This is a genomic window from Vibrio sp. 811 (genome assembly GCF_033339195.1).
This window is the reverse complement of the sequence record NZ_JAWOUB010000001.1, coordinates 843,626-869,737: the sequence shown is the minus strand read 5'-3', so window position 1 is coordinate 869,737 and position 26,112 is coordinate 843,626. Positions and strand designations below refer to the sequence as shown.

21 protein-coding genes are annotated in these 26,112 nt (G+C 46.1%); 9 read left to right on the top strand and 12 right to left on the bottom strand.

The genetic code is table 11. The features are described 5' to 3' along the window. Nucleotides 1-107 precede the first annotated feature (107 nt). The 8 genes from R7Q46_RS03775 to R7Q46_RS03740 all read right to left on the bottom strand — a co-directional run bounded on the left by R7Q46_RS03775 (nucleotide 108) and on the right by R7Q46_RS03740 (nucleotide 9,396). Nucleotides 108-1,841, bottom strand: coding sequence for a sodium:solute symporter family transporter (locus R7Q46_RS03775; RefSeq protein WP_005374733.1), 1,734 nt, complete (start codon nucleotides 1,839-1,841; stop codon nucleotides 108-110). Continuing rightward, complete coding sequence (locus tag R7Q46_RS03770) at nucleotides 1,834-2,829, bottom strand: ester cyclase (RefSeq protein WP_262647319.1); 996 nt, start codon at nucleotides 2,827-2,829, stop codon at nucleotides 1,834-1,836. Before R7Q46_RS03770 ends, R7Q46_RS03775 begins: the two co-directional genes overlap by 8 nt. Nucleotides 2,830-2,878: 49 nt before the next feature. Next, complete coding sequence (locus tag R7Q46_RS03765; RefSeq protein ID WP_213871304.1) at nucleotides 2,879-3,853, bottom strand: ester cyclase; 975 nt, start codon at nucleotides 3,851-3,853, stop codon at nucleotides 2,879-2,881. 524 nt (nucleotides 3,854-4,377) lie between these two features. Next, nucleotides 4,378-5,658 (bottom strand): TRAP transporter large permease, encoded by a 1,281-nt coding sequence (locus R7Q46_RS03760; RefSeq protein WP_054578612.1) that lies wholly within the window; start codon nucleotides 5,656-5,658, stop codon nucleotides 4,378-4,380. Beyond that, nucleotides 5,655-6,218 (bottom strand): TRAP transporter small permease, encoded by a 564-nt coding sequence (locus R7Q46_RS03755; protein ID WP_054574865.1) that lies wholly within the window; start codon nucleotides 6,216-6,218, stop codon nucleotides 5,655-5,657. The genes R7Q46_RS03760 and R7Q46_RS03755 overlap by 4 nt, the downstream gene beginning before the upstream one ends. Nucleotides 6,219-6,276: 58 nt before the next feature. Beyond that, nucleotides 6,277-7,272: a TRAP transporter substrate-binding protein gene (locus R7Q46_RS03750; protein WP_213871303.1), complete on the bottom strand. Its 996-nt coding sequence runs from the start codon at nucleotides 7,270-7,272 to the stop codon at nucleotides 6,277-6,279. A 267-nt stretch (nucleotides 7,273-7,539) separates the two neighbouring features. Next, nucleotides 7,540-8,496 (bottom strand): LacI family DNA-binding transcriptional regulator, encoded by a 957-nt coding sequence (locus R7Q46_RS03745; protein ID WP_025768661.1) that lies wholly within the window; start codon nucleotides 8,494-8,496, stop codon nucleotides 7,540-7,542. A gap of 150 nt (nucleotides 8,497-8,646) precedes the next feature. Further along, the gene (locus R7Q46_RS03740; RefSeq protein WP_005374748.1) at nucleotides 8,647-9,396 is read right to left on the bottom strand and encodes an HpcH/HpaI aldolase family protein; all 750 of its coding nucleotides are present in this window, start codon (nucleotides 9,394-9,396) and stop codon (nucleotides 8,647-8,649) included. Between the two features lie 289 nt (nucleotides 9,397-9,685). Between R7Q46_RS03740 and hisD the strand changes: the two genes are divergently transcribed. Genes hisD through R7Q46_RS03720 form a run of 4 tightly spaced genes read left to right on the top strand, consistent with a single transcriptional unit; the run spans nucleotide 9,686 to nucleotide 13,481 of the window. Further along, a complete protein-coding gene (gene hisD, locus R7Q46_RS03735) occupies nucleotides 9,686-10,978 on the top strand; it encodes a histidinol dehydrogenase (RefSeq protein WP_213871302.1) in 1,293 nt (430 codons plus the stop codon). 1 nt (nucleotide 10,979) lies between these two features. Then, complete coding sequence (locus tag R7Q46_RS03730; RefSeq protein WP_213871301.1) at nucleotides 10,980-11,714, top strand: SDR family NAD(P)-dependent oxidoreductase; 735 nt, start codon at nucleotides 10,980-10,982, stop codon at nucleotides 11,712-11,714. A gap of 47 nt (nucleotides 11,715-11,761) precedes the next feature. Further along, complete coding sequence (locus tag R7Q46_RS03725) at nucleotides 11,762-12,766, top strand: cupin (protein ID WP_005374765.1); 1,005 nt, start codon at nucleotides 11,762-11,764, stop codon at nucleotides 12,764-12,766. A 1-nt stretch (nucleotide 12,767) separates the two neighbouring features. Next, nucleotides 12,768-13,481 carry an alpha/beta fold hydrolase gene (locus R7Q46_RS03720; RefSeq protein WP_213871300.1) on the top strand — a complete coding sequence of 238 codons (714 nt, stop codon included), beginning with the start codon at nucleotides 12,768-12,770 and terminating at the stop codon, nucleotides 13,479-13,481. A 69-nt stretch (nucleotides 13,482-13,550) separates the two neighbouring features. Here R7Q46_RS03720 and R7Q46_RS03715 read toward each other — a convergent pair whose 3' ends face one another. From R7Q46_RS03715 to R7Q46_RS03705, 3 genes are all read right to left on the bottom strand, one after another. After that, complete coding sequence (locus tag R7Q46_RS03715) at nucleotides 13,551-14,636, bottom strand: porin (protein WP_213871370.1); 1,086 nt, start codon at nucleotides 14,634-14,636, stop codon at nucleotides 13,551-13,553. Between the two features lie 177 nt (nucleotides 14,637-14,813). Beyond that, nucleotides 14,814-15,830: a nuclear transport factor 2 family protein gene (locus tag R7Q46_RS03710; protein WP_005374772.1), complete on the bottom strand. Its 1,017-nt coding sequence runs from the start codon at nucleotides 15,828-15,830 to the stop codon at nucleotides 14,814-14,816. A gap of 101 nt (nucleotides 15,831-15,931) precedes the next feature. Further along, complete coding sequence (locus tag R7Q46_RS03705; RefSeq protein WP_318077295.1) at nucleotides 15,932-17,227, bottom strand: MFS transporter; 1,296 nt, start codon at nucleotides 17,225-17,227, stop codon at nucleotides 15,932-15,934. Nucleotides 17,228-17,566: 339 nt separating this feature from the next. Here R7Q46_RS03705 and R7Q46_RS03700 point away from each other — a divergent pair, with 339 nt between their 5' ends. Continuing rightward, nucleotides 17,567-19,108 (top strand): sodium:solute symporter, encoded by a 1,542-nt coding sequence (locus R7Q46_RS03700; protein WP_318077294.1) that lies wholly within the window; start codon nucleotides 17,567-17,569, stop codon nucleotides 19,106-19,108. A gap of 11 nt (nucleotides 19,109-19,119) precedes the next feature. Beyond that, the gene (locus R7Q46_RS03695; protein WP_033906650.1) at nucleotides 19,120-20,490 is read left to right on the top strand and encodes an L-serine ammonia-lyase; all 1,371 of its coding nucleotides are present in this window, start codon (nucleotides 19,120-19,122) and stop codon (nucleotides 20,488-20,490) included. Between the two features lie 78 nt (nucleotides 20,491-20,568). Here the strand turns inward: R7Q46_RS03695 and glgX are convergent, their stop codons facing one another. Continuing rightward, nucleotides 20,569-22,560 (bottom strand): glycogen debranching protein GlgX, encoded by a 1,992-nt coding sequence (gene glgX / locus R7Q46_RS03690; RefSeq protein WP_213885242.1) that lies wholly within the window; start codon nucleotides 22,558-22,560, stop codon nucleotides 20,569-20,571. 446 nt (nucleotides 22,561-23,006) lie between these two features. On the opposite strand from glgX, the gene R7Q46_RS03685 reads away from it, so the two are divergent. The 3 genes from R7Q46_RS03685 to R7Q46_RS03675 all read left to right on the top strand — a co-directional run bounded on the left by R7Q46_RS03685 (nucleotide 23,007) and on the right by R7Q46_RS03675 (nucleotide 26,009). Beyond that, nucleotides 23,007-24,278, top strand: a complete 1,272-nt coding sequence (locus tag R7Q46_RS03685) for a maltoporin (RefSeq protein WP_005374784.1) — start codon at nucleotides 23,007-23,009, stop codon at nucleotides 24,276-24,278. Nucleotides 24,279-24,378: 100 nt separating this feature from the next. Next, on the top strand, nucleotides 24,379-25,188 hold the full coding sequence (locus R7Q46_RS03680; RefSeq protein WP_005374786.1) for a MalM family protein: 810 nt from the start codon (nucleotides 24,379-24,381) through the stop codon (nucleotides 25,186-25,188). A 314-nt stretch (nucleotides 25,189-25,502) separates the two neighbouring features. Further along, a complete protein-coding gene (locus R7Q46_RS03675; RefSeq protein WP_005374788.1) occupies nucleotides 25,503-26,009 on the top strand; it encodes a hypothetical protein in 507 nt (168 codons plus the stop codon). Nucleotides 26,010-26,112: the final 103 nt, after the last annotated feature.

Genomic DNA, 26,112 nt, shown 5'->3' with positions numbered 1-26,112 from the left:
AAAAAGCAAAATGTGGGTTAACCCATTCGATTTGCTTTGAGCTAGCACTAGATCTAGAGCGTAGATACTGTCCGTTTGTTGGACGTACAGTATCTACGTAAAGAACATTAATTTGCTTGTTTGACTGCAACTTTACGTTTCGGGGAGAGGAGTGAATACCCCATGTATCCGATGCAAGCGGTAGCGACAAGAATAGAGCAGCCACGCATAAAGTTAATCAGCATAGGAGCGTTGTCGGTAAACGCGTTGATCCCCCAAAGCATCACGATCGAGAATACAAACATCACTAGTAAGCCATAACATGGAGCATCGATTTTGCCGGGAACGACATACCAACCATCTTCCTTGATTGGTTTATTTAGACGAGCATATTCCGCTTGCTGGCCTTTCACTGTGTAAAGATGCATTTCATCTTGTTTACCCGTCAGGAGAAGGCTAGCAATGTAAGCGACAACGGCATTCACAAGGACGCCAATCACGCAATACCAAGGCCACGCAATATCGGTCGCAACGGCTACATACCAGATCACCAAGAAGCTAGCAGCAACGCCAATTAACAAGCCTTTTTCCGTAATGTGTTTTGAGTAGAAACCAAGGACGAACATACAGAAGCTCGCACCGACAAAGTAAGAGCCTGCCTTACTCAGCACTTCCAGTACCGAGCCTGTGCTGGTGGCAAACATGATCGCTGGAATGATGACCAAAATCGCCCACGCCACCGTGAAGAAACGCGATACCTTTAAGTAATGCTCTTCCGACTCGTTTTGCTTGTAGAAGCGTTTGTAAAAGTCAGCCACAGAAACGGTCGCCATTGAGTTAAATGCGGAATCGAGACTCGACATACTTGCCGCCAGAATCGCAGCGGCAATGATGCCCATCAAGCCTGGCATTCCATATTCACTCGCATAATGAAGAATGATGGTGTTGCCGTTTTCAAACTCTTTACCGTCGTAATAAGCGTTGAACAGGACGCCAAGCAAGATAAAGACAAAGTAAATAAAGAAGGCCACGTAGCCCATCATCAACATTGCCTTTTTCGCATCGCCCATGTTTTTCGCGGCCATACAACGTTGTACCATCATCTGGTTACCGCCATACACGGTGGTGTGGAACATCGTCATTGCGATAACGCCGGCCCATACAGTCGTTACTTGGCTTAGGTCAAAACTTGTTTGTAGGGCATCGGTCATTCCTTTCGCTTTGAGTTCTGCCATGACCTCCGTCATTGGAGCAGGCATGCCATTCCAAACGGCTTCAATGATGATGAATGCGCCAATAAATAAGATTACTGCTTGAATCACATCGGTCCAAATGACAGCCGCGATACCGCCCATTACGGTGTAGATAAGGGCAATTGCAGTGACGATCATGATGCAGTACATCACGTCGATACCAGTAATGAACTCTAAAATCATTGCTGTCGCGTAGAGTACGGCTGCCGAGCTCAATGCTTGTTTGATAAGGAAGATAAACGACAAAGTCAGTCGTGAAGCCTTACCGAAGCGTCGTTCTTGATACTCGTAGATGGAGGTTAAACCGTTGTTGTAGAAAAACGGCATAAACACAGCCACGATGAAGAAGATCACCAGCGGATAATTGAGGTGAATCGCGATAACCGACAGGCCTTCTTTGTAAGACCAAGCTGGCCCACCAAGGAACGACATGGCACTCACGTAAGTACAAACGACAGAAATACCGATCGCCCACCAAGGGATGCTCTTATCACCCAAGGCGAATTGACTAGCTGAAGTGACTCGCTTTCCGATTACTGCACCCAGTACTAGCGTTAGGGCAATGTATCCGCCAAGGATGCTCCAGTTAAGTGCGCCAAACTCATGCATAATTAGGTCCTTCTAACTGTTCTTTCATTTGTGCAAATACGTCGTATCCAAGTTGCAGCAGGATATGAACGATGTCGATCGCCACCCAGTTTTCCTTCAGTAAATCGCCTTCGCGTCGCCAAATGTCCATAACGCGAAGTTCGATGTGTTTTCCTGTCGGAGCAAGACCGAGCCAGCCACTGTGACCCGTGTGAGTACCATGCATATGTGGCCAGCCACCTGTGGATACGTAGTCATTTTTGGCCAAAAAATTGACCTCAATATCGACACTTCGATCAGGGAAGGCGAACACGAATGGTGCTTGATGGTGGTTACGGAAACCTTTGATACCGCGCGTAGTGCCAATACCTGCTGGGCCGTACCACATAAAGTCACTGTGCCAGTAGTTTTCTAAATCCATCGAGAAGAGATCTTGACCATCAAAACGACCCAAGCAAGACAACATATCTTCGACTAATTGGGCGCTCTTCTCACTTTCTTTCAGAGACACAACAGAATGTTGGATACCGTTTGACGTCGCAGGCGAAGGGACTAAGCCATCGTGGCCTAAGCTTTTTCTAAGAGGGTTGCTTCCCGCTTGATTCATCGCATCGATGAAGTCTGGAATCATATATGATTCGGTGATTTGGTCGTTCTCCACACACACCATTTCGGTGTAACGTAAGTAGAGTGTTTTCCCTGTTGCAGGGATGCCAAACAGTGGCTGTTCAAACGTACCGATAAAGTAACCAGTAGAGTTGTACCAAGTGCGGCCTTCGTATTCGCCGTGCATCACAATCATTGGTCGGCGCTCGGCATCAGGTAAAGCATTAACAAGTGGTGAGAGGAAAGATTCGTGGGTTGCATCTGGGCCATTAAGATCGTTCACAGGGTGCGCCACGCACCATTTTACGTCAGGGTTCAAAGCTTGCAGAGCGGCCTGTTTTTGCTCTTTGTCTGCGGCTTTGAAGTAGTTCTGGTAGAACTGTTCGATGATGTTGAGTGACATGTTGCTTCCTTACTGTCTGTGATTTTAATAAATAGTGTTTAGTCAGCCGTTAGCCTTGCTGAAGCAGGATTTGCTTCCAGATTGCGGTCTCGTCAAACAAAGTGAATTCGCGACGAAGACCCCAAGGGCCAAACTCAGCGTGGCTGATCCCCATGATGTAAACCTCTTTTCCTGAGGGTTTACCAAACATCCCATATCCCTCATGCTTACCGTGCAAAGACCATCGAATTGCAGCGCGTGGTGACATCATGTCGTCATCTCGGCCAATACGATGGTGAACGGTAAATTGAGCATTTGGGAAAGACGCGCGAAGTGCCATCCAAAAATGATCGACTTCCGAGTGTGATAGGGCAGTTTGACCTCCAGTGTATTCGCCGATGCAAGCGCGGTCGTACTCTTTCGGTACTATAGAGAACTCGGCATTCATAAGGCTTCTGAGAATTGCTTCATAGCGCTGACCATATTCGTTGTCGTTGCCTACGCCCAAATAAGGTCCAGGAATGTCGACTTCAGGTGTGAACGGAAATGGGCTTGATTCCACGCCACCTTCAAATTCGATTTGTTGGCGTGCAAACTCTTCTGACGTCATACCCAGTTGTTTCGCGATATCGGCTTGATCGCGAACCAACCATTCGTCATTGATTTGGTTATTGATAGCGTGGCAATCTGCGATAATACGGAAACGAATTTTGCGGTTCGAGGCTTGCCCGTAGAAGCCGTTGCCACTGTGTGTTGCAGTAGAGATGATTCGATGAGAAGAAAGCATGCCTTGTTCCGGGGTGCCTGACCAAATGACGTCTTCGCCATATAGCGTGCGATCGGGAAACTCGGCCAGTGTCGCCATTGTTGCACTGATCACCCCTTCGTTTCCTTGAACGATAGAGAGTGGAGTACGCACAACAATGTCGGGAGAGTAGTAGTGTTCTAAGGTGTTTAAACCTCGGTCTTCCCAAATCTCTTTTGTGATACCAAGAATGTAGTCGGGAAAATCACGCCACTTTTCATCGAAGCCAACCATGGCCATAAATCACCTCCGTAATTGAATAATTATGTTTGAATTATGTTTTGATTACGTATTCAAAATATATCATGTTGCCATTTTGTCAACGGATTGTTTTTCGGTTGTTTAAATAGCGTGCTGATGATCAGATTTTTAACAATTGAGCGGAAAATAAACTAAAAAAGTACAGGCGAGATGGAAGCTATCTCTTATCGAGACGTGTTAATAAGAAAGGAGGTCAAAGTTTTTTGTATGAATTTTCTAGTATCTTATTGTTTTTTAATTGCTTAATTTATTTTGATCTGTTTGAATGGAAACAAATGATTAAGCCAAAACTGATAATCATGCAGATCAAGGCACCCAAATAGACTTTATCGCTAATATTCAGCTATTTTGGTGTCAATTATCCTAATATCTTTCAGATTTTCCCTTTGCATACGAATGCTTAAAGGCTTTTTTATTAAATCGGAAGTAGATAACGAATAAGCCACTAGAAAGGTGTTTATCTAGTGGCTATAACAGTCATAAGCACTCTATGAGTGCAACGATCAGGATAAAAGCGCAGGTAATGATAGCGAGATGGCAGGGATGAAGGTAATCAACATCAAGGCCACTATCATTGCACCAATCCAACCCATGATGGCTTTAGAGAGCGACTCTATCGGTACTTTGCCTACCTGACTTGCCATAAACAGGTTGGCACCCAGAGGAGGCGTAACAAAGCCAATGGCCAAGTTCACGATCATCACGATCCCAAAATGAACGGGATCCATGCCGAGTGCTGACGTAATGGGTAACAGAATTGGCGTGAGAATAACAATGGCTGCCAGCGTTTCCATAAAGGTACCGACAAGCAACAACAGGACATTGATGCAAAGCAGTATCAGAAGTTTGTTTTCAGTAATCGATAGAATGAACTGAGCAATCTCGGTCGGTAGACGTTCTAGGGTCAATATGCGGCCAAACGTCACGGACGCACCCACAATGACGAGTACTGCGCCAACTAACAGTGACGACTCTAGAATGATTTTCACAACTTGCGCTGGTTTGAGCTCTTTATAAACAAACATGCCAAAGAATAAGCCATAGAGCACACCAATGGCGGCTGATTCGGTAGGTGTGAAGATACCGGAATAGATACCGCCGAGAATGATCACGGGGAGTAGCATTGCCCAACTGGCTTCTTTTAGCGCATCAAGACGCTCTGCCCAGGTCGCTTTGCGCTCGTTACCTGTGTAGCCCCGCAATTTTGAGACAATTAGACAATAGCCGATCAATACCATACCGACGACCAAGCCAGGAATGATGCCCGCCATGAACATCTTAGTTACCGAGACTTCAGCTGTGATCGCGTAGACGATCATCACCACAGAGGGTGGAATAATGACGCCAATTCCGCCGGAGGACGCGATTAAAGCACCTGCAAAGCTGCGGTCGTAGCCTTTCTTCACCATCGAAGGAATCATCGTCAGGCCGATAGCGGCAACAGTGGCAGACCCTGTTCCAGAGATGGATGCGAAGAACATACACGCCACAATGGCCACGATACCAAGCCCGCCAGTAAAGTGGCCAAAGAAGACCTCCGCCACATGCAATAATCGTTTTGAGATCCCTCCTTGGCTCATAAGGTTACCTGCTAAGGTAAAAAGAACGACGGCGAGGAGAGGGAAGGAGTCGAGCCCTGTCACCAAGCCTTGTACTAAAAACTCGATGTTAAGGAATGGCAGGCTTAATATCGCGACCATACTGGCTGCCGCCAGAGCAATACCGACCGGAACGCCAATGAGCAGAAGCAGACCAAAGCTGCCAAACAAAAGTGCAGACGTCATGCGTTAAACTCCAATAGTCGGTTAGAAGTACGATACTTTGCTTTGATATGGCGATAGCGTTGGCGAGAAAAGCGAACTCGTTCATTGCTGGTGGAGCACGCGTTCACACGTTGATAAATGCTTGTCACTAGGCGCGCGCAGCTTAATAGTGCGCAAACTAAAACAGAGGCATACAAACACGCAATAGGAATTTCCATTGCGGGTGCAATCTGACCGAGTTGCAGGCTGCGGTTTATAACCTTAAATCCAAACCAGGCGACAGTGGCACTAAAGGCAAGGTAGATAAGATCAGAAACAATCAAACTGAATTGCGTCCAATTGCCCGGAAGTTTATCGATGAACACACGAATGCGGATGTGCCGATCATCTCGGATACAATAGCTGATACTCAGGTACATCGCCCATACGAATAAATAACGAGCCAGCTCTTCAGCCCACGCGATCGTTGCATCGAACAGGCGTAGGGCGATTTGCAAGCACAGTAAAGTTGTCATCGTTGAGATCGCGATAACGATAAGGGTTGGTTCTAGGTATTTGCCTAGTAAGCGAAACCACTTCATGTTCACCTCCAAAACGAGAAAGCACGACCTGTTGCCAGATCGTGAAAAAGAGTGGGAGTTATAGGCGTTCTATCTCGGCCATCACGTTGTCAAACAAGTCTTTACCCGTTTTACTGCGCAAGTCCTGGTACACGGCCGCATTCATTTTCTCTTTCATGATGCTGCGTACCTCGTCTGGGACGATGTTAACCGTCATGCCTTTTGCTTCGAGCTCTTTGATTACTTCTTGGTTTTGCTGCGCGGCGAGCTCACGCTGTTTTGCGATGGTTTCTTTGCTTACTTCACTGATCAGCGCCTGTTGCTCTACAGGCAGTGAATCCCAAAACGATTTGTTCATGAACAGCACGTAGTTAGTGTAAATGTGGTTAGTCAAAGAGAGGTATTTCTGCGCTTCATAAAAGCGTTCGGCATAAATTGAATAGATGCCGCTTTCTTGAGCGTTAATCAGACCTTGTTGGAGCGAGGTAAAAATTTCTCCCCAAGACAGAGGTGTTGGCGCAGTACCAATAGATTTCCACGCGCTTATTTGAGTGGGGTTAGATGCCGAGCGAATCTTTAGCCCTTTCAGGTCCTCAATACTATCAATTGGCTGTTTGTTGTTGGTCACGCTACGAAAGCCGACCTCCATAAAGCCAAGTCCATGAAAGCCTTTTGATTCCATAGCATTCAACAATGGTTGTCCGATCTTCTCACTGTCGAGCGCTTTGTGTGCTTGCTCTTCGCTATCAAAAAGGTAGAACACGTCGAGCACGTTAAACTCTGGGACGTAGGGAGAGAGTAAAACTGACGCACCAAACGTCATTTGTAAGTTGCCTTGCTGTACGAGTTCAGTCGTCTCACGCACATCGCCTAGTTGTCTTGCCGGATAGATTTCAACTTCTATCTCACCGTTTGAGCGAGCTTCCACTTCTTGTTCGAAATAGAGCATTGCTTTGTGTACGGGAGAGGTTTCTTGACTGTCATGAGCAAGACGAATAACACTGGTTGCAAACGTATTCATACTGCTAAATGCAAGCCCCAGTGCGGTAAGTGAAGTAAGGATTGCTTTCTTCATCGTTCTTCCTTGTTTCTAGTATGACCTGCCATTGGCATTCGTCGGCAAGTCACACAACTTTTTATGTTTTTATAAATTAGTTGAGCAATTCATATCCATTTTGCATACGAATCCAAAATAAAACATTAAAGTAACAAGTCAATAACAAGATTGATGAATTGATGAGGAATTAAATAACGATTGGTGAAAATTTAATCGTGATCACAGAAAATGCCTTACTCGAAAGCAAGGCATTTTGTTTATGAAGAATGAATAAAAATGGATTTATTAAATGGTGCTACTACGTTCGATCAAGGTGCCTTGCTCGAAAAGGTATTCGCCAGTTGCATCCAGGTTGCCGTTGATTCGATTCATCAAGTCTTCAACCGCTCGTTTAACAATTTTGTCGACTGGTTGAGCAATGGTGGTCAAATCATAGCTCGGCCATGCAGACATCGGAATGTTATCTACACCCATCACAGAGAAGTCTTGGGGGATCTTTGCTCCGGCTTGTCGCAAGCCATCCATAACGCCCATTGCCAAAATGTCGTTTGCACAGAAAATCGCATCGGGTTTGCTAGTGTGCGACAAGATCGCTTTCGCCGCTTCTAAGCCTGCTTCAAAGCTGTACTTGGCTTGGATAAAGGTTGGTGACGGGGAGCCGAGTTCTTGCAATTTTGAAGAGAAACCCAGCCAACGCTCTTCACTGGTCATGGAGCCAGCATCGCCACTGATGTAAGCACACTGTTTTGCGCCTTTCTGCGTTAAATACTCGGCTGCTTGTTGGCCCGCCAAGCGGTTATCAATACCAGAGCTGTTGGCATTAATGCCTTCGGCGTAGCGGTTGATCAAGCTTAAGTGAACGCCAAACTTTTCGCATTGGGCAAACGCGCGTGAGGTTAAACGGCTGGTGGCGATAACGAGTCCGTCCACTTGGTATTCAATGGCGCGTGAAATGGCGAGATCGAGGTCGTCTTTGTCGATAGGGCAAAGCACAACTTGTCCGCCACGCTTTTGAATTTCGACAGCCAAAGCACGAGATTGCATGTCGTACATTGGGTTTGATTCGCTATCTAACGCAATCGCCACCAAGCCTGAACGATTCGAAATCAGACCTCGGGCGATGGCATTCGGTGTGTATCCGAGCTTAGCTGCGGCATCCATCACCATTTTGCGTTTCTTCTCGCTAATACTCGCAGTCGGGCTGAATGCTCTAGATACCGTCGATTGAGAGACGCCGAGCATCTTCGCGACGTCGATCGAAGTTACTTTCGCTTTAATGGTGATACTCCTTATTTAAGGCCATTGAACCTTCTCATACGTGCTGAGTGTATGGGCTAGGGGATTTCTGTGTCTAGAGCATTACATTGATAAGGCGTAAATATCAGAGAAAACTCAAGAATTCATCACATTTCTCTCTTGTTTGAAGCCATCAATGATCATTTTGTGTTCAGACCCAACACAAAAGAAGCTAACGCCGAGTTCACGCCATTCCCGAGCTTGTTGAGCCGTCGCGACAAACATGCCAACAGGTTTATTGGCGGCTCTGGCCGCTTCGATTACTCGCATACTTGCTTGTGCGACTTTCTCATCATGAACGCTATCAGCACCATAAGCGACAGTGAGATCAACTTGGCCAATGAAGAGCGCATCAATACCTTCAACATTGGCAATCGCTTCAACATTTTCGACCCCTTGAGGGTCTTCAATTTGTGCAATGACAATCGTATTCGCACGGCTGTCTTTTAAGTGTTCAACCATGGGCTTAGTGGCGTATTGCGCTGCTCGACTGGAACCAGCATACCCTCGGCCACCTTCTCCGTAATGGCAGATTTTCGCCAGTTGCGTCGCTTGCTCAGCAGTACAAACATGGGGAATTTGTACACCCGCCGCGCCACAGTCAAGCGCGTTCAAAATGGTTGAAGGAGCGCTGTCTTGTACTCGTACCACGCACGCGAGGTCATTCGCTCTAGCCGCCATGATGCACAGATCAAGCGAGGAACGATCGAAAGGTGCGTGCTCTGCATCCAGTACCACAAAAGGCAACTCTGCCAGTGCCAATACCTCGATAATGTGAGGGTGAGGGGTTTTAACAAATGTACCTAATAGCGTTTCTTTAGTCAGACGTTGTTTAAAATTGCTCATGATTATCTCCTTTGCAAAGGTATGCAAAAACTAACACGGAGAAATGTAAATGATGAGTAAAAGTGATGTGATCTAAAACTCATTTTTGATTAAAAATTAAACTCAATCAAGGTCATTATTACTTGCTTTTATTTGTTTAAATTAATTAATACAAAGGCTTAAGGGTTGTTTTTGTGGTTTGTTGACTTAACTTGTCAAATGTTAATTAAGTGTTTAATCTGATTTTGCATTCGTATCCAAAAGCATGAAAATAACCGTTCGTCAGCCTCAATGTTCAAGGAGAAAACCAATGGCACGCATTTTAAAAAACGGAATCACTGAAGAAGCATCAGCATCAAACGACGCAAAAGTGCGTCAGATTGTTGAAAGCATTCTTGCTGATATTGAATCGAAAGGTGATAGCGCTGTACGTGAGTTGTCTGAAAAGTTTGATAACTGGTCGCCGGAGCAATTCCGCCTGTCAGAAGAGCAGATCCAAGCCTGTGTGGATGCGCTTGATGAATCGACTCGTCATGATATCGAGTTCGCTCAGCAACAAGTTCGAAACTTTGCTCAAATTCAACGTGACTCAATGAAAGACGTCGAAGTAGAAACCATGCCTGGTGTGGTACTGGGGCATAAAAATATTCCAGTAAACAGCGTGGGTTGTTACATCCCTGGCGGTAAATACCCATTGGTTGCATCCGCTCACATGAGTGTACTGACGGCGAAAGTCGCGGGCGTAAAACGTGTTATTGCTTGTGCGCCACCGTTTAATGGCCAGCCGAATGTGGCGATTGTCGCTGCGATGGCAATGGCGGGTGCGGATGAAATCTATTGCTTCGGTGGTGTTCAGGCGGTAGGTGCAATGGCTCTGGGGACGGAGACTATTGCACCGGTCGATATGATTGTAGGGCCGGGTAACGCATTTGTAGCAGAGGCAAAACGTCAGCTGTTTGGTCGCGTTGGTATCGATTTGTTTGCAGGCCCAACGGAAACCCTAGTCATTGCCGATGAGAAAGGTTGTGACCCAGAATTAGCAGCAGCAGACTTGCTTGGTCAGGCTGAGCATGGTTACAACTCTCCCGCTGTATTGTTGACCAATAGCGAAACATTTGCGCAAGAGACCATCAAAGAGATCGAACGTCAGTTAACCATTCTCCCAACGGCTGAAGTTGCGGGTAAAGCGTGGGCAGATTACGGACAAGTGATTGTGTGTGATAGCTACGAAGAAATGATGGAAGTGGCAGACGATATCGCTTCTGAACACGTTCAAGTGATGACGGAAGATCCTAAATACTTCCTAGATAACATGACCAACTACGGTGCCTTGTTCCTAGGTCGTGAAACCAACGTCTCTTACGGCGACAAATGTATTGGTACCAACCATACACTGCCAACGAAGAAAGCGGCGCGATACACCGGTGGTCTCTGGGTAGGTAAATTTATCAAAACCTGTACTTACCAGCGTGTAACGGAAGCTGCGTCGCTAAAAGTCGGTGAGTACTGCTCTCGCTTGTGTGCACTCGAAGGTTTCGCAGGTCACAAAGAGCAAGCGGATATTCGTGTACGCCGTTACAAAGGCAAAGTGGAAGAGGCGTAATATGTCGAAACTTGCCTTAGTCACAGGCGGCAGTGGCGGACTGGGTGCCGCCATTTGTCGCAAGCTAGCTGAATGGGGATATCGCGTAATTCTGACTTACAACAGTAATCAGAAAGCGGCCGAGGATGTGCTTTCTTCGCTGCCACGTAACGAGCATCTAGCATTCAAACTGAACGTGGCAGATTCTAGTGCGATTGAACAGCTTAAACATCAAGTCAGTGAAATAAGCGACAAGCTGGATCTGTTGGTCAACTGTGCGGGGATGACGAAATTCGTCGCGCACTCTGATTTGCAAAGCTTAGATGACCAGCTGTTTGACCAAATATTCCAAGTGAATGTTCGTGCGCCTTTTGCCATGGTTCGAGCGTTTGAGCCTTGGCTTAAGCAAGCCAATGGTTGTGTGGTGAACATTACCTCTATCGCGGCACAGACTGCGATGGGGAGCAACATTGCTTACTGTGCAAGTAAATCTGCCGCGGAGAACATGACCCGTTCTTTAGCTCGCGCTCTGTCTCCCGATGTTCGAGTTCTGGCTGTTGCTCCAGGGCTTGTCGACACTGAGTTTGTCAAAGGTTTGGATGACGCATGGCGTAATCAACAAGAACAATCCACACCGCTTAAGCGTTTAGCCAATGATGAAGAAGTCGCTCAAGCCGTGTACGCCGCAGCAGAAGTTTTGACCTTCTCGACAGGCAATACCATCGCGGTTGATGGTGGGCGACCTTTAGGTCTGTAACTAACAATTCAAAGGCTAGGTCCAAACAAGGACAACAAGGATTTACAATGACTCTACAATCTAAAATGAATAATAATCTGGTCCGCTACATGGAACTGATTCCGGGTACGAGTGCGTTTATTGATGCGCGCACGCCAGGCAGTGATCTGAAAGATAACTTCTGCATTATCGGTGCTGGGGTGGCAGAAAGCAGTCGTCAGCATGTTCATATTCGCGATACGGCGGGCTTTAACATTGGTGCCGCAGGCCAACCGCCGGGCATCAAAAATTCGTTGCACTCTCATCGCACCGCTGAGCTTTTCTTGGTGTTCAAAGGTCAGTTCCGTTTTTATTGGGGGAACGATGGAGAGCATGAGGCGGTGTTGTCTCACGGTGACGTCATCTCGATTCCAACCAATCTCTTCCGTGGATTTGAAGTGGTTGGCCGCGATTACGGCTTTATGTTCTCGGTACTTGGCGGCGACGATTCAGGTGGCGGCGTTATTTGGCATCCAAACGTTATTAAAGACAGTCAAGGTTATGGTTTATACCTCAAAGCCGATGGCACACTCGTGGACACCATTAATGGCGACCCGGTGCCACAAGAATCAGAATTGATGCCGCTGCTTACCGAAGAAGAGCTCGCGACCTTCGATACCTACACCGCAGAAGAGATGATGCCATTTGTCGCTCTGCAAAAAGATTATCGTGAAATCAAAGGCGATTTCGGCGGAAGCAACGTGAAACAATACGCCTTAACGGGTCATCCTTTGGCGAGTTATGACTTCCAAGTAAAGAGTGAAGATGAAGTGAGCATCATGGCTTATGAGCTTTCTGAAGGTGGCTCGATTCCTCAACACTGCCGAGAAGAAAAACAAGTGCTTATCAACTTTGATGGCGATACTGAAGTGGTCCTCACGCATCAAGGCGAACAAGCGAGTGTTGTTTTAACGCGCGGTGATGTGCTGAATGTTCCAGAAGGTGCGTCTTATTCACTGACGAACTTGCGGGGTAATAGTTTGACGTATTGCATTCTTGGCTCTGATCAACCAAAGCCGCTTGCAGGAGAATAAAATGACGCAACCCACCTCGTTAGTTTGGCTACCCGGACTACTTTGTGATGGCACATTGTTTGAGGATATCAACCGAGCGTTGCCAAGTTGGGTTGAGCCTTCATGCCCGACGCTGGCTTCATTGCCGTCAATGGAACAGCTGGCGCAGAGAGTGTTGCAAGACGCACCGCAGGAGTTTGTCTTGGGTGGCTTATCAATGGGTGGGATTCTTGCCTTTGAGGTGTACCGTCAAGCGCCAAACAGAGTCAAAGGCTTGATCCTCATGGATACCAATGCAGCAGATGAAAAGCCAGAGGTGACACAAAAGCGTGATGCACTGGTTAGCCGTGCGTTAAGTGGTGAGTTTGAACGCATTACGGCTGACACTCTGATGCCTGTGCTGATTCATCCAAGCCGTTTGCAAGACAAAGCGTTAACTGAGCGTATCGAAGGCATGGCGGTTAATGTAGGTTTGGAGGCATTTGAAGCACATGCTAAAGCGTTAGCAACTCGCCCGGATGCTCGACCTTTATTGGCGGACATTCAAGCTCCTACGTTGGTGATAACAGGTAAAGAAGATAAGCTTTGTCCGCTAGACAATCATCTGCTCATGGAGAGATGCATCCCAAACGTCACACTTCATGTTATCCCTGAGTGTGGGCATCTATCTACGCTTGAGCAGCCTTTAATTATTAGTGAAGTGATGGCTACTTGGCTTCAAGATAACTTTGCTTAGTGTTGATAAGAACTTCATCACTCACCACCTTAAGGTTACTTGGGTATAGGTGGTGAGCGATGAGTATTATCAGAAGTAGTAGCGAATACCTGCCGCGAATTGATCATCACGGTTTTCGAATTTGCTGCCATCGTACTGATCTTTACCTAGGTCGAACTGGTATTCAGTCCAAACTAGGAATTTGTTCTTCTGGAAGTGGTATTCAAGACCAGGGATCAGCAAGTTACGCTCGTAACCTTGTGTCTCGTCACCACTATCCTCCATGTAGTTGTAGTTCAACGTTGGGCGCAAGCCGTTGTCGAAGTGGTAGTAAGTGTAGATTTCGCCACCTAGGGTATCGAACATTACGTCCGTACCGCCTTGGCTCACTGCTTCCCAGTTTTCGCCAACGTGGAAAGTCGCACCTGCGTAGAAGCCACCGTTGCTGTAGTTTGCGCCCAATAGCATGATGCGCATGTTGTCGCCGTTTTCTACGCCAACCACGCTTGCGTCTAGATCCGCAACTTCATTTTGATGGTAAGCCGCACCAAGTGTTACGCCATCAACGGGTTTGTAAGTGATCGAAGCACCCATGCCGTTTTTCAATGAGGCTGTCGCATTGCTTGCTAGAGCAACATCTTCACGCGTGGTTTGGTAAGTAAAGCCGTAGCTCACTTTTTCATTGATTGAATTACGGTACGTGATTGAGTTTTCTGCACGACCAGCACCGGATGCGATACCCCAGTCAGCTAGGTTGTAAACACCTGAGCCACGAGTACCGAATACACGACCTAAATCGGTGTACCATGCTACGTCGTAGAAGGTAGACCACTGCTTAGTACCCGCAGCAATCTTGCCATATTTTTCGTGATCAACACCTGCGTATAGCAAGCGGTCGTAAATGTTGTCGCCGTTCGCGCCAGAGTTGTAGCCCCATTCCGCGTGACCGAAACCAGTCCAGCCGTTATCCAGACCCATTTGGCCTCTCAAACCGAAACGTGAGCTGCCGCTGTTCCATTCGCCGTTGTCATCACCGCCACGGTCTTGGTAGCGAAGATCGAAACGGCCATCGATGGTTAGGCTGTCGCCAGCGTCATTAACAAAAGTGTGTGCAGCAAAGGCTGAGCTAGAAGTAAGCGCTGCTAAAATCACTGCAGAAAGGGTCGACTTTTTCATCATCAATCTCATTATTCAGGGCGCAGAAAGCCACCGTGCGTTCATGCCCGTTTTGAATAAGGGTTCTATCTTGAGGTTGTGCCCCATCCTTGAGGCACGAGTTGGGAGCATGTCGCCTGAACCGAGAGGGGATTCAGGCAACATAAAGGCGGGTTGACAATCCGCCCCTAGGACTTCTTATAGAGAAGGGTTTAGGATCTGTTGAGTACGTTCGAACACGTCTAGACCTTGCTGTTTTAGCCAGTAAGGAAGGTCGATCAGTACCCAGTTCTCAGATAGCTTGTCGCCGTCACGGTAGTAAACATCAACCACTTGCATGTCTGCACGTACTTCACCACCTGTCATACCTAGGAAACCACCGATAGGTGTGTTAGATAGGTTTGGCCAGCCGAAGAAACAAGAGAAGTTACCTTCTGCGAAACGACATACGTGGCCGTTAAACTTCTTGTCTTTCAGATTGTTACGGAACGGCAATTGGTGCTGCTGTTGGTAACGAGGAATTGTGTAAGACGCACCGATACCACATGGACCGTACCAGATCATGTCTTTAGACCAGCTCTTCTCAAGAACTTCTGGTGGGCAACCCATAGCGCCGCTGTCGTTCAGTGCAGATAGGTCATCAACCATCTTGTTCACTAGTGCTAGTGTTGCTACGCCTTCTTCTGGTGCTGCGTCTTCGAACAGTAGACCGTCGTGGTTACGAGGACCAGGGTATACGAAGTGCTTACCTGTTGATGGTGGTAGTGGGTAACAACCCGCTTGGTCCATCGCGCCTAGAAGGTCTAGGAATAGGCCAGTCTTAGTGATCTTGCCGTTTTCAACACAGTTAAATTCTGCGTAACGGATGTTCATGATTTTGCCAGTTGGGCGCATGCCTAGGTATTCAGCGTCGAATAGACCCATGAAGTGACCCATGCTCATTACCCAGATTTCACCTGATGTTACTTCGTTCTCACCACCGATGAAGATGTCTTGACGACGCTGCATGCGAGTCATTGATTTCATCAAAGGAGCCCAGAAAACGTCAGCCGCTGCTTGAGCGCCTTGTTGCTCACGGAATGGGTAAACACCACGCCATAGGTAATCTTCTGAAGTGTGTGCTTTTAGTACTTCTGCCACGTTCTCGTGAGTTGCGTTTTCCATTGCGCTGAAGTATTCACGTACAACGCGTTTCGCTTCTTGATATTTAGACATAATAAACTCTCTTATTTGCTGTCGAGTCGGCTTTGGGAACAGGACTCGAAATTAAGTTTTTTCATCCGGCCGGGGAGCCAGCCGGAGTTTTTGAAATTCAGTTACGCTTTTGCTGCTTCGGCTTTTTTGCTCTTATCGAAAACGCCGTCTTTTAGTGTCTCTGGCAGTGATAGCCATAGAAGACCAGCAAGGATCCATACGATTGGTGAACCCCACATTGCGGTTTGTAGGTCGGTACGCTCTTGGATGAAGATAAGTACCATTGGTGCCCACATACCGAGGATACGACCGCCGTGGAATAGCGCTGCGCCGTAGCTACGTAGGTGTGCTGGGAACAGTTCTGAGAAGTAACCACCCCATACCGCTGAAGAAGACAGACCGAAGTTGTAAATCAGACCAAGTAGAGCCAGCATGTTTAGGCCGCCAATCACCATGTCGCCAGGTGCAACAAAGAAGATTGAAACCATGATGCCCGCTAGGATGAAGCCAAATGCGTTCACCTTACGACCGAATTTGTCAGCTACCCAACCCCAGAACCACGCACCAAACAGTGAACCAAATGCTGAGATAGAGAAGATGAGACCGATGGTTGCACCGTCGAACATACGTACATCACGTAGGTAAGTGGTTACGAAGCCACCAAAGAATTGGAAACCGTAGAAGTTAAGGCCAGCCAGTAATAGACACGTTAGAGTGATCTTACGGTAAGGCTTGCTTAGCATTTCGCCCCAAGAGCCTTTTTTCGCTGGTGCATTTGATTCTTCTGCTTTTGCTTGCTCTTCTTCACCGTAAGCGATCACTTTGCTGTCGCTAGGTAGTACAAAGATCATGACAACAGCCGCTGCCAATGGTGGGATACCACCTACAAGCATTAGGCTTTCCCATGGTGCATCAATGCTTGCAATAAATGCTGCATACGCACCCATTACCATCAGTGCTACAGAGAACATAGAAGACGCGAATGCCGTCAACTTACCACGTACCGTTGGCGTAAATAGGCCGATCATTAGGCTTACTGCCACGGTGAAGTAACCACCCAGTGACAAACCAATGATGAAACGCATTGCTGCCCATGTTGCGTAGTCGGTGAACATCATATTGATGATCGTTGCGCCACCGTTTAGGGCTGTGATGGTAATAAGAGTGGATTTCTTACCAAATTTTGTTGCGAACCAAGCACAGCTCAATGCACCGATAAGTGCACCAACCGACTGCCATGTATAGAACTGGGCAGTGTCTGACAGGCTAATACCATCATACGCTTCAACGATGTATGGGCGTACGTAGTCAATAATTACAAAGTTATAACAATAGAAAAAGTAACCAACCAGTATCGCTAGATAGGCAGCTACCCTTTGAATCATAGGAACTTCGCTCATGTGTCTTTTGGCATTCATGACCGATAAACCTCTATTTCACTTAGGATTTGTTGCTATTCAAACTCAATGAACACGATCTTATTTGGATCATCTTCGATTTCGTGTCGGTGTGAATCATAGTTTTTTTAAGGTCATTAGATCCGTGATCAATATCAATTTTAAAATGAATGCGTACCCAATTAGTGGTTTTTAGTGATGGGAGTCTCATTAAATCGGTCTTTTTGGCATTTTTGAATATATAACCGTCTATATTGGTGATTGTAGTCACAGTTATGGCGGGATTATCGTTTAGATATGCTTTTTTAAAGTAATATCCAAGCACAAATAATTAGCACCCAGAATTATGGAAACCCTGAAATGGTTACGTACTCAAGTTTTGTGGTGATTGCGTTATACGTGTTAATCACCATATTAATCAGCTATTTAGTGAATAAGCGCTACAGCAATGGTGGCGACTTTTCTACGGGTGGAAAGCAATTTGGCTGGTTTACGGCAGGTGTTTCGATACTTGCGACTTACATTAGTGCGATGACGTTTGTAGGGATGCCAGGTTGGGTTTATAGCTCTGGCATGGAAGCGATGAGTATTCACCTTAACTATCCCATCGTTATTTTTTTCACTGTCATTTTCTTTGTACCTGTCTTCTATAAGCTGGGCCTGACTTCGATTTATGAATATCTTGAGCACCGCTTTGGGGTGTATGCAAGAACCATCAACTCGATTGTGTTCATTGTGGTTCAATGTATCTCTGCGGGTGTGATTCTGTATGCCGTGGCGCTGATCTTAGTGCAAGTTCTGCCTATCAGTATTTCTGAAGCTATTATCTACATTAGTATTTTCACCGCTTGCTATACCTATGCGGGTGGGATTTCCACGGTGATCTGGACCGATATGTTGCAATCTGCAGTATTGGTAGCAGGCAGCATCGCTATCTTTGCCATTCTAATGACAGAGATTAATGCGGCAGATTACCTTTCTCGTGATCACCTGAATATCATCAACTTAGATTTTGATTTGGGCGTAGATACCACACTCTGGGCTGGCGTGGTTGCCGTGAGCTTTTTGCATTTGAGTGTGTACGGCACCAACCAATTGATCATCCAACGCACGTTAGCGACGAGATGTGAAAAGACGGCGCAGAAGTCGATGCTGTTGTGTGGTTACGGTGCGTTTTTCGTGTACTTGTTCTTCGCGGTACTCGGTGTTCTTTTGAGTGTTTTCTATCAAGATCAATCGTTTGAAAACAGCAACGAAGTGATTTTGGATTTCGTCTTCAACCACACTAACCCAATCGTCGTTGGTTTGATCATTTCCGCGTTGGCGGCGGCCGCAATGTCGACCTTGGATTCGACCTACAACTCAATGGCGACTGTCGCGACGTTCGATATCTACAAGCGTTTCGTTCGCCAAAGTGCCGATGATGAGCACTACGAAAAAGTCGCAAGAAAGATGAGTTTGCTCGCTGCGGCTATGGTGGTAGTGCCAGCTCTTCTGGCAGTATCGAATGAATCGGTACTCAAAACCATCGCTAGTCTGACTTCTATCTTCGTTGGTATCCGTTTGGGTTCATTCGTGCTTGGCTTATTCTGGGCGAAAGCCAATGAGAAAGGCGTGATCGTTGGCAGTATAATGAGTGTGATTGCGGTGTTTACTGCGATATATCTCGACGTGGCTTGGCCGTGGTTCGCGCCAATTGGTACGTTCGTCTTCCTGTTGTTTGGTGTGTTAGTGAGCCGTCGTTGGGGCGCTGTGACCGCCGAGCAACAAATCTTTATCAATAATCAAAAACATCTTTTTGCAAAGCCAACCGCAAGCCATTACGGGCTGTTGGTGTTCGCTGTGGCGACCATCGCTGCTTGTATGGTTCTCCCTGATTGGCTTTATGCTGCATTGTCGTAATAGGTAAGTTTATGCTGTCCATCTTTGATATTTACAAGATTGGTGTGGGCCCTTCTAGCTCTCACACCAATGGTCCAATGATCGCGGGTTACCACTTCACTCGTTTGATTGAATCTAACTTGGCAAAAGTGGTTCGTATTCAAGTTGATTTATACGGTTCACTTTCGTTAACGGGGATTGGTCACCATACAGACCGTGCGACCATTTTGGGTCTGTTGGGTAACAAACCAGATACCATCAAAATCGCTTCTGCGAACAAAGCGATGCGCAAGGCAATTGAAGAGGGCATGATGTCTGTCGATGGCCGTCATGAAATCGAATTCAACTACAAAACGGACATGTTGTTCCATGAAGAGAACCTTCCTCTGCATGAGAATGGCATGACGATTACTGCGTTAGATGCGCATGGCAATCAGGTTGGGTTTGAAACTTACTACTCTATCGGTGGTGGGTTCATCGCAACGGCGGATGAACTGCAAAATGGCAGTGCGACTGCTCCCGTAGAAGTTGAGTTTCCATTCTCCAGTGCAGACGAAATGTTGGCACAGGCAGAGAAGAATGGCATGAGCCTTGGCGGCATGATTCTGAAAAACGAACAAGCGTTTCAGGATATGGAAGCCATCAATCAACGTGCAGAACAGATCTGGCGTGTGATGACGCGTTGCATGGAGCGTGGTTTCGAAACAGAAGGCATCTTGGATGGCGGCTTGAATGTGACCCGCCGTGCGCCTAACTTGCTGAAGAAGCTTGAAGCAAATGAAGCAATCGAAAACGATCCGATGGAAATCATGGATTGGATTAACCTGTTTGCTTTTGCTGTGAGTGAAGAAAACGCGGCTGGTGGACAAGTCGTAACGTCGCCAACTAATGGTGCGGCGGGTGTGATTCCGGCGGTATTGATGTACTACCATCGCTTCATCAAAGAGCTTGATACTAAACAGCTTAAAGACTTCCTTGCTGTGTCCGGTGCGATTGGCATTTTGTACAAAACCAATGCGTCTATTTCGGGTGCCGAAGTAGGTTGTCAGGGTGAAGTCGGTGTTTCTTCTTCTATGGCGGCAGCTGGCTTGACCGCGCTACGTGGTGGCAGCAATGAGCAAATTTGTATTGCGGCTGAGATTGCCATGGAGCACTCACTAGGCATGACTTGTGACCCAATCGGTGGCTTAGTGCAAGTACCGTGTATTGAGCGTAATGCAATGGGCGCAATGAAAGCGATCAATGTATCTCGCATGGCATTAAAGCGTAATAGTAAATGTCTGATCTCGTTGGATAAGGTAATTGAAACCATGTACCAAACGGGCAAAGACATGAACAAGAAATACCGTGAGACGTCACTGGGTGGGTTAGCTTTGATTCACCTAGCGCCGCCTTGCGAATAATGAGTTAGGCACATCTAACCAACAAAAAAGCCGAAGCACTGAGATGCATCGGCTTTCCTTTTTTGGAGCGTTTATAACTTAGCTATGCGTTTGCTCACCTTTTGGTGTGCTTTGGTTTGGTTGATAGTGCAAAATCACCATCGAGGTGGGTGACAGCAAGACTTCGCCTTCAGCATGTCCTGGGTTGAGGTTACGTACGTTTGTATCACAGATCGTCACCCATTCTTGCTTTCGCTCATTGGGGAGCTTAAAGCGCGCTGTGGCGTTAGTTTGGTTGATGAGGTAAACCAGCTCTTGTCCTTCTTTACCGATACCAAGGTGAAGTGCGACAGAGCTTAAACGGTTCCAATCATCGTGCTCCATTAAGCGACCGTCTGTACGGCGCCAGAAAATACGGTTGTTATTGCGATTCTCGCCACTGAAAGCTCGGATAAATGGCACCATGTATTGATTTCGGTTGGCGACCATTTGTGACATCCATGCTTTGAAATGTTGCTTACGTTCTGTCTCTTCCCAGTTCAGCCAACTGGTTTCGTTATCTTGGCAATAGGCATTATTGTTACCGCCTTGGGTGTGAGACAGAACATCAGCAGTGAGAATGTGTGGGATACCGAAGGCAAACAGCAAGCTAGCAATAAGGTTGCGTTTTTGCTTCTCACGCGTGGCGATGATCATCAGATTTTCGGTCTCGCCTTCAACACCGTAGTTTTCTGAACGATTGTCACCGTGACCGTCGCGATTTTCTTCGCCATTGGCTTCGTTATGTTTGTGCTTGTAAGACACTAAATCTTGCAGTGTGAAGCCATCGTGATACGTGATGTAATTTACGGTGAGTTTGTATGGCCAGTTCGCTGCACTGTAAATGTCACGAGAGCCCATTAATCGAGTGGCAAACTCTTTTAAATAGCCTTGATCACCGCGCCAAAAACTTCGGGAAATATCACGCAGTTTGTCATTACATTCGTTCCAACCAAATGGAAAGTTACCCACTTGGTAGCCATTTGGACCAATATCCCAAGGTTCGGCAATCAATTTGGTTTCACGCAAAATTGGGTCTTGCGCAACGGCTTTAAAGAAAGCTGCTTCTGGGTTGTAATCATCGCCCTGTCGACCTAACGTTGCAGCCAAGTCAAAACGGAAGCCATCGACTTTAAATTCGCTAACCCAGTAGCGCAATGTATCCATCACAAGGTTTAAGGCTGGTTGGTAGGTGAGATCCACTGTATTTCCGCAGCCAGTGTAATTGGCGAAGTGGTTGCCATGTTTGATGTAAAAACAGGAGTCGAGGGCTTTCAGGTTGAAAATTGTAGGCCCTTCACCACCTTCAGCAGTGTGGTTGTAAACCACGTCGAGAATCACTTCGATGCCGTTTTTATGCAATTCGCGAATTGTTGTTTTTAATTCCGTAACGGCGTCTTGTTCTGCGTAGCGCGGATCGGGCACCATAAAGAGATAAGGGTTGTATCCCCAATAATTGACCTTTTCCATCTCTAGTAGGTGAGGCTCATGCATGCATGCTGCGACAGGTAGCAATTGCAGCGTGTTGATGTTTTGCTGTTTGTAAAAGGCCAGCATTTCAGGTGATGCAAGACCTAAATAGCGCCCCTTCAGCTTGTCCTCAACCTCAGGGTGGCGTTGGGTAAGCCCTTTGACGTGGGTCTCAAACAACACCATCTCTTCTCTGGGTATACGCGGGTGAACCGTGTTTTGCCAGTCAAAATCATCTTCGATAACGACGCACTTCGGCATATCGAAACTTTTGGCTGGAGAGTAGGGAGGGTGATAGTGGAGGGCTTTATCTATTGATTTTGCGTACGGATCAGAAATTAACAGTGGCTCGTCCTTGTGGGAGACAAGATAACCGTATTTTTGCCCCGGCTTAATATCTGGAATAAAAGTATGAAGTATGCCAGCGTATTCATTCGGTAAACCGTGAAGCTCGTAGCTGCCATCGTCTGCAAACAATGCCAGTTGAATGTCTTTTACGCCCGGAGCATGAATAGAGAAGTTACAGCCTTCTTTATTCAATGTTGCGCCCAGCGGGTAGGGGCGAGAGAGAAGTCGTGTCATCGGAGATACTTTATTTAATATTTATTGCTACCTTTAGGAAACTATAAGTTAAAAACTTTGTCTTACTAAGGTCAACCACCCTAAATATAAAAATATTCGTGTAATTTAATTACTTTATGTGACGGCTTAGAGTCAAAAATATGAAATGGCTATCACTTTGTAGCGGCTCAAAACCGAACAAACTTACTAATTCCTCCCTAGATTGGTGATCTGACTCGAAAAAACACCATTCGGTAAATTTTCTACTCCCTTCTCATCCCCCTTAAATTAGTTTAGGGCGGAGGAAGTCATCCTTGTACGCCTCGGGTAATCTCACAACTGTTGAAACAAACGGGGATTCGTTCCCATCTTACCTCTCTTTCTTTAGGTGTGTTTTTACTGCCTATATTCACCTAAAAGAGTGAGCAGGGAAGACAGAATTATAAATACCCTTAATGGAGTTAAGAATGAAAAAAGTAAGTGCAATTGCTGCTGCTGTAGCTGCAACTTTAGCTGCTGGTTCTGCATTCGCAGTGGATTTCCACGGTTACATGCGTGCTGGCGTTGGCGTGAACGCTGACGGTGGTCAACAATTAACATTCGAAAAGAACAAGATCGGTCGTCTAGGTAATGAAAGCGATATCTACGGCGAGATTCAACTAGGTAAAGAAGTTTACAACAACAACGGCAAAACGTTCTACGTAGACTCTATGGTTGCAATGACTTCTAACGGTTCAAACGACTGGGAAAGCACTTCTGCTAACTGTGGTTTGGATAACGGCGAAGTGAAATGTGTAGACGATGCACAATTCGCACTACGTCAGTTCAACGTTCAAGCTAAAGGCCTACTAAACTTTGCTCCTGAAGCAACGCTTTGGGCAGGTAAACGCTACTACCAACGTCACGACATTCATATCTCTGACTTCTACTACTGGAACATCTCTGGCGCGGGCGCTGGTGTTGAAGGTATCGAAGCTGGTCCTGGTAAAGTTTCTTTCGCTTGGGTTCGTAACGACCGCGGCGATATCGCAGACCCAGGCAACGATGGTGGCGCAACAAACGTAAACACTCTAGACGTACGTTACGCAGGTCTTCCTCTATGGGACAACGGTTCTCTAGAAATGGGCTTGAACTACGCAATTCTTAACGAAACTGACGCTGCGCCAAACGGCACTAAAGATGCGAAAAACGGTGTAATGTTCACAGCAGAATTGACTCAAGGTCTAGACGCTGGTTTCAACAAAACAGTGCTTCAGTACGGTACTGAAGGTTACTCAAAAACAATGGCATTCTACGGCGACGGTAGCTGGTACGGCGCAGAAGCTGACAACGGTGCATCTGGTTACCGCCTAATCAACTGGGGTGTAATCGGCATGGGCGACAGCTGGGAAATGGGTCACCAGCTAGTGTACGGTGTTGGTGAAGACATGTGGGCTGGCCAAGACAAGTGGGAAACAATGTCTGTTGTTGTTCGTCCAATGTACAAATGGGATGACAACCACAAAACTATTTTCGAAGCTGGTTACGCTATCGACGATAACGACGGCGAAGAAAACAAATACGGTAAGCTAACTGTTGCTCAAGCATGGTCTGCTGGCTCTAGCTTCTGGGCTCGTCCTGAAATCCGTGTTTACGCTTCTTACCTAACGGCTGACAAAGAAGACAACTCAAACACATTTGACAACGGTCGTTCAGACGATACGTTCCAGTTCGGTGTACAAGCTGAAGCTTGGTGGTAATCATCTAACCACTAAGTCCTAAATTGTCCTAGAATGATACAGCCAGAACTTATCTGGCTGTATTTATTTAAAAAACAATAAAGAGTCGAGGTAGACAGTAATGAAAAAATGGCTTGCTCCCGTACTGCTGGGCATGTTGGCTACTGGTTGTGCGTCTGTAGAACAAGTAGAGATGAGTCCAAAAGGTCAGCAACAAGTGATCACGCAATCGGGTGATATTCAATGGGTACCGCTTAACGTGCCTGTGGTTACTGAATTCGCTTTGACTGATAAAAGCCAAATGTTGTTGGATGGTAACAGTGCTGGCGCTATTGCAGCGTTTGCTCTTCCAGGTAACCGTGGCAGTCTCGATATCAAATTAGAGACATTCGTAAGTAAAGAACTTCAATTTTATGCTCCTAATGTCGCAGTGATGAACTCGGCAGGAGAAACCATTTACCAAGCAGATTTTTCAAAGTTTAAGTATGAACCAGCAAAACTGTTGGACAACGATAAATTCGTACTTGATCTCAATGTGATTCCAGACATGACAGGTAACGATCTGCATGTGTTGGTTTACACGACTTCCGCCGATCTAAAAGGAAGTACACAAGTTTTACACCCTGCAAAAGCCTTCGCCATGGCGCGTCACACTCAGCCGCCAGATATTGCAGACCCTCTAGCGAAACATAGCCCACTCGGTCAGTTCCGCTTTTCGGTATCCGCGAATGATATTGTGAATACTAAGATTGTTGCGAAAAACGACAACATTCCCCAAGGTACGGACCTTACTAGCTACTACTACAGCTCAATTGAAGCGGCAGTCGCAGCGAATGATATTCCGAAAGCGCTCACTTTGCTTGATGAAGCAAAAGAACTGGGTATTGAAGGTGCACAACAAGTGTTTGTGAAAGCCGTAAATAGAAAATAATCAGATAAAAAAAGGTCAGCGAAATGCTGACCTTTTTCATAGAAAATAAACTAATAAAAATACCCCTACATAGAGTTACCTTATTCACATAATTATTTTTATTACTTTGTTTTTTATATAGGTTGGATCAATAATTAATGGCAGTTCCTAATTTATTTTTTTACTTAGGAAATAAACAAACTTCTCGAAGTGATTTAAATTCACAATCTGACGATATTTATTTGCGTTGATATTTCCATTTTAATAACGATTAATATTTCTTTTAACCGTTGAGTTTATTTTGCTTTGGATATACTAAAAAGGAATTACGTGAAATGAACATGATGAAGACCTCTCTTGCTGCTGCTCTACTTGTTGCCTTAGTGGGTTGTCAATCGACTGCAGAACCAGAAGCGGCCGCAGAGCCTGTTGTTAATATGTCTCAAGACGAAGTGGTTGCTTTCATGAAAGCGTGTGACAACCCAGATAGCACAGCGAAAGGACCTATTTCTAAACCACTATTTGTGGTGGGTACTTTTGCGGATTCCGATTGGAAACACGTGCCTCAGCGTCAATACACCTACAAAGGGAATAATTTCTACCAAGCCGTGGTTCAAGAAAAAGTAGGCTCCTACAAAATGCAGTACGCGACCGAGTTGTGGTTCCCACAATTTACCGCAAAAGGTAATAGAATGAACGTTGGTGAATTAACACCATTAACATTTGGTGGTTACGGTACGGATACTTCGGTTGATATTAAAGAAGATGGTAAATATGTATGGAGTCTTCAGTTTGAAGGAAAAGGCAAACCTGTTCATGTCATGGTAAATAAGTGCCAATAATATTCCATTCAGTTATTTAAAATCTATTTTTATTTATTAACCCCTGCATGAAACACATGTCGGGGTTAATTTTATTACTCAAATTTCCGTAGTTTATTTGAGT

Coding starts and splice junctions, on each gene's coding strand:
- R7Q46_RS03775 (WP_005374733.1), bottom strand. CDS start 1,841: ATGCATGAGTTTGGCGCACTTAACTGGAGCATCCTTGGCGGATACATT.
- R7Q46_RS03770 (WP_262647319.1), bottom strand. CDS start 2,829: ATGTCACTCAACATCATCGAACAGTTCTACCAGAACTACTTCAAAGCC.
- R7Q46_RS03765 (WP_213871304.1), bottom strand. CDS start 3,853: ATGGCCATGGTTGGCTTCGATGAAAAGTGGCGTGATTTTCCCGACTAC.
- R7Q46_RS03760 (WP_054578612.1), bottom strand. CDS start 5,658: ATGACGTCTGCACTTTTGTTTGGCAGCTTTGGTCTGCTTCTGCTCATT.
- R7Q46_RS03755 (WP_054574865.1), bottom strand. CDS start 6,218: ATGAAGTGGTTTCGCTTACTAGGCAAATACCTAGAACCAACCCTTATC.
- R7Q46_RS03750 (WP_213871303.1), bottom strand. CDS start 7,272: ATGAAGAAAGCAATCCTTACTTCACTTACCGCACTGGGGCTTGCATTT.
- R7Q46_RS03745 (WP_025768661.1), bottom strand. CDS start 8,496: ATGCTCGGCGTCTCTCAATCGACGGTATCTAGAGCATTCAGCCCGACT.
- R7Q46_RS03740 (WP_005374748.1), bottom strand. CDS start 9,396: ATGAGCAATTTTAAACAACGTCTGACTAAAGAAACGCTATTAGGTACA.
- hisD (WP_213871302.1), top strand. CDS start 9,686: ATGGCACGCATTTTAAAAAACGGAATCACTGAAGAAGCATCAGCATCA.
- R7Q46_RS03730 (WP_213871301.1), top strand. CDS start 10,980: ATGTCGAAACTTGCCTTAGTCACAGGCGGCAGTGGCGGACTGGGTGCC.
- R7Q46_RS03725 (WP_005374765.1), top strand. CDS start 11,762: ATGACTCTACAATCTAAAATGAATAATAATCTGGTCCGCTACATGGAA.
- R7Q46_RS03720 (WP_213871300.1), top strand. CDS start 12,768: ATGACGCAACCCACCTCGTTAGTTTGGCTACCCGGACTACTTTGTGAT.
- R7Q46_RS03715 (WP_213871370.1), bottom strand. CDS start 14,636: ATGAAAAAGTCGACCCTTTCTGCAGTGATTTTAGCAGCGCTTACTTCT.
- R7Q46_RS03710 (WP_005374772.1), bottom strand. CDS start 15,830: ATGTCTAAATATCAAGAAGCGAAACGCGTTGTACGTGAATACTTCAGC.
- R7Q46_RS03705 (WP_318077295.1), bottom strand. CDS start 17,227: ATGAATGCCAAAAGACACATGAGCGAAGTTCCTATGATTCAAAGGGTA.
- R7Q46_RS03700 (WP_318077294.1), top strand. CDS start 17,567: ATGGTTACGTACTCAAGTTTTGTGGTGATTGCGTTATACGTGTTAATC.
- R7Q46_RS03695 (WP_033906650.1), top strand. CDS start 19,120: ATGCTGTCCATCTTTGATATTTACAAGATTGGTGTGGGCCCTTCTAGC.
- glgX (WP_213885242.1), bottom strand. CDS start 22,560: ATGACACGACTTCTCTCTCGCCCCTACCCGCTGGGCGCAACATTGAAT.
- R7Q46_RS03685 (WP_005374784.1), top strand. CDS start 23,007: ATGAAAAAAGTAAGTGCAATTGCTGCTGCTGTAGCTGCAACTTTAGCT.
- R7Q46_RS03680 (WP_005374786.1), top strand. CDS start 24,379: ATGAAAAAATGGCTTGCTCCCGTACTGCTGGGCATGTTGGCTACTGGT.
- R7Q46_RS03675 (WP_005374788.1), top strand. CDS start 25,503: ATGAACATGATGAAGACCTCTCTTGCTGCTGCTCTACTTGTTGCCTTA.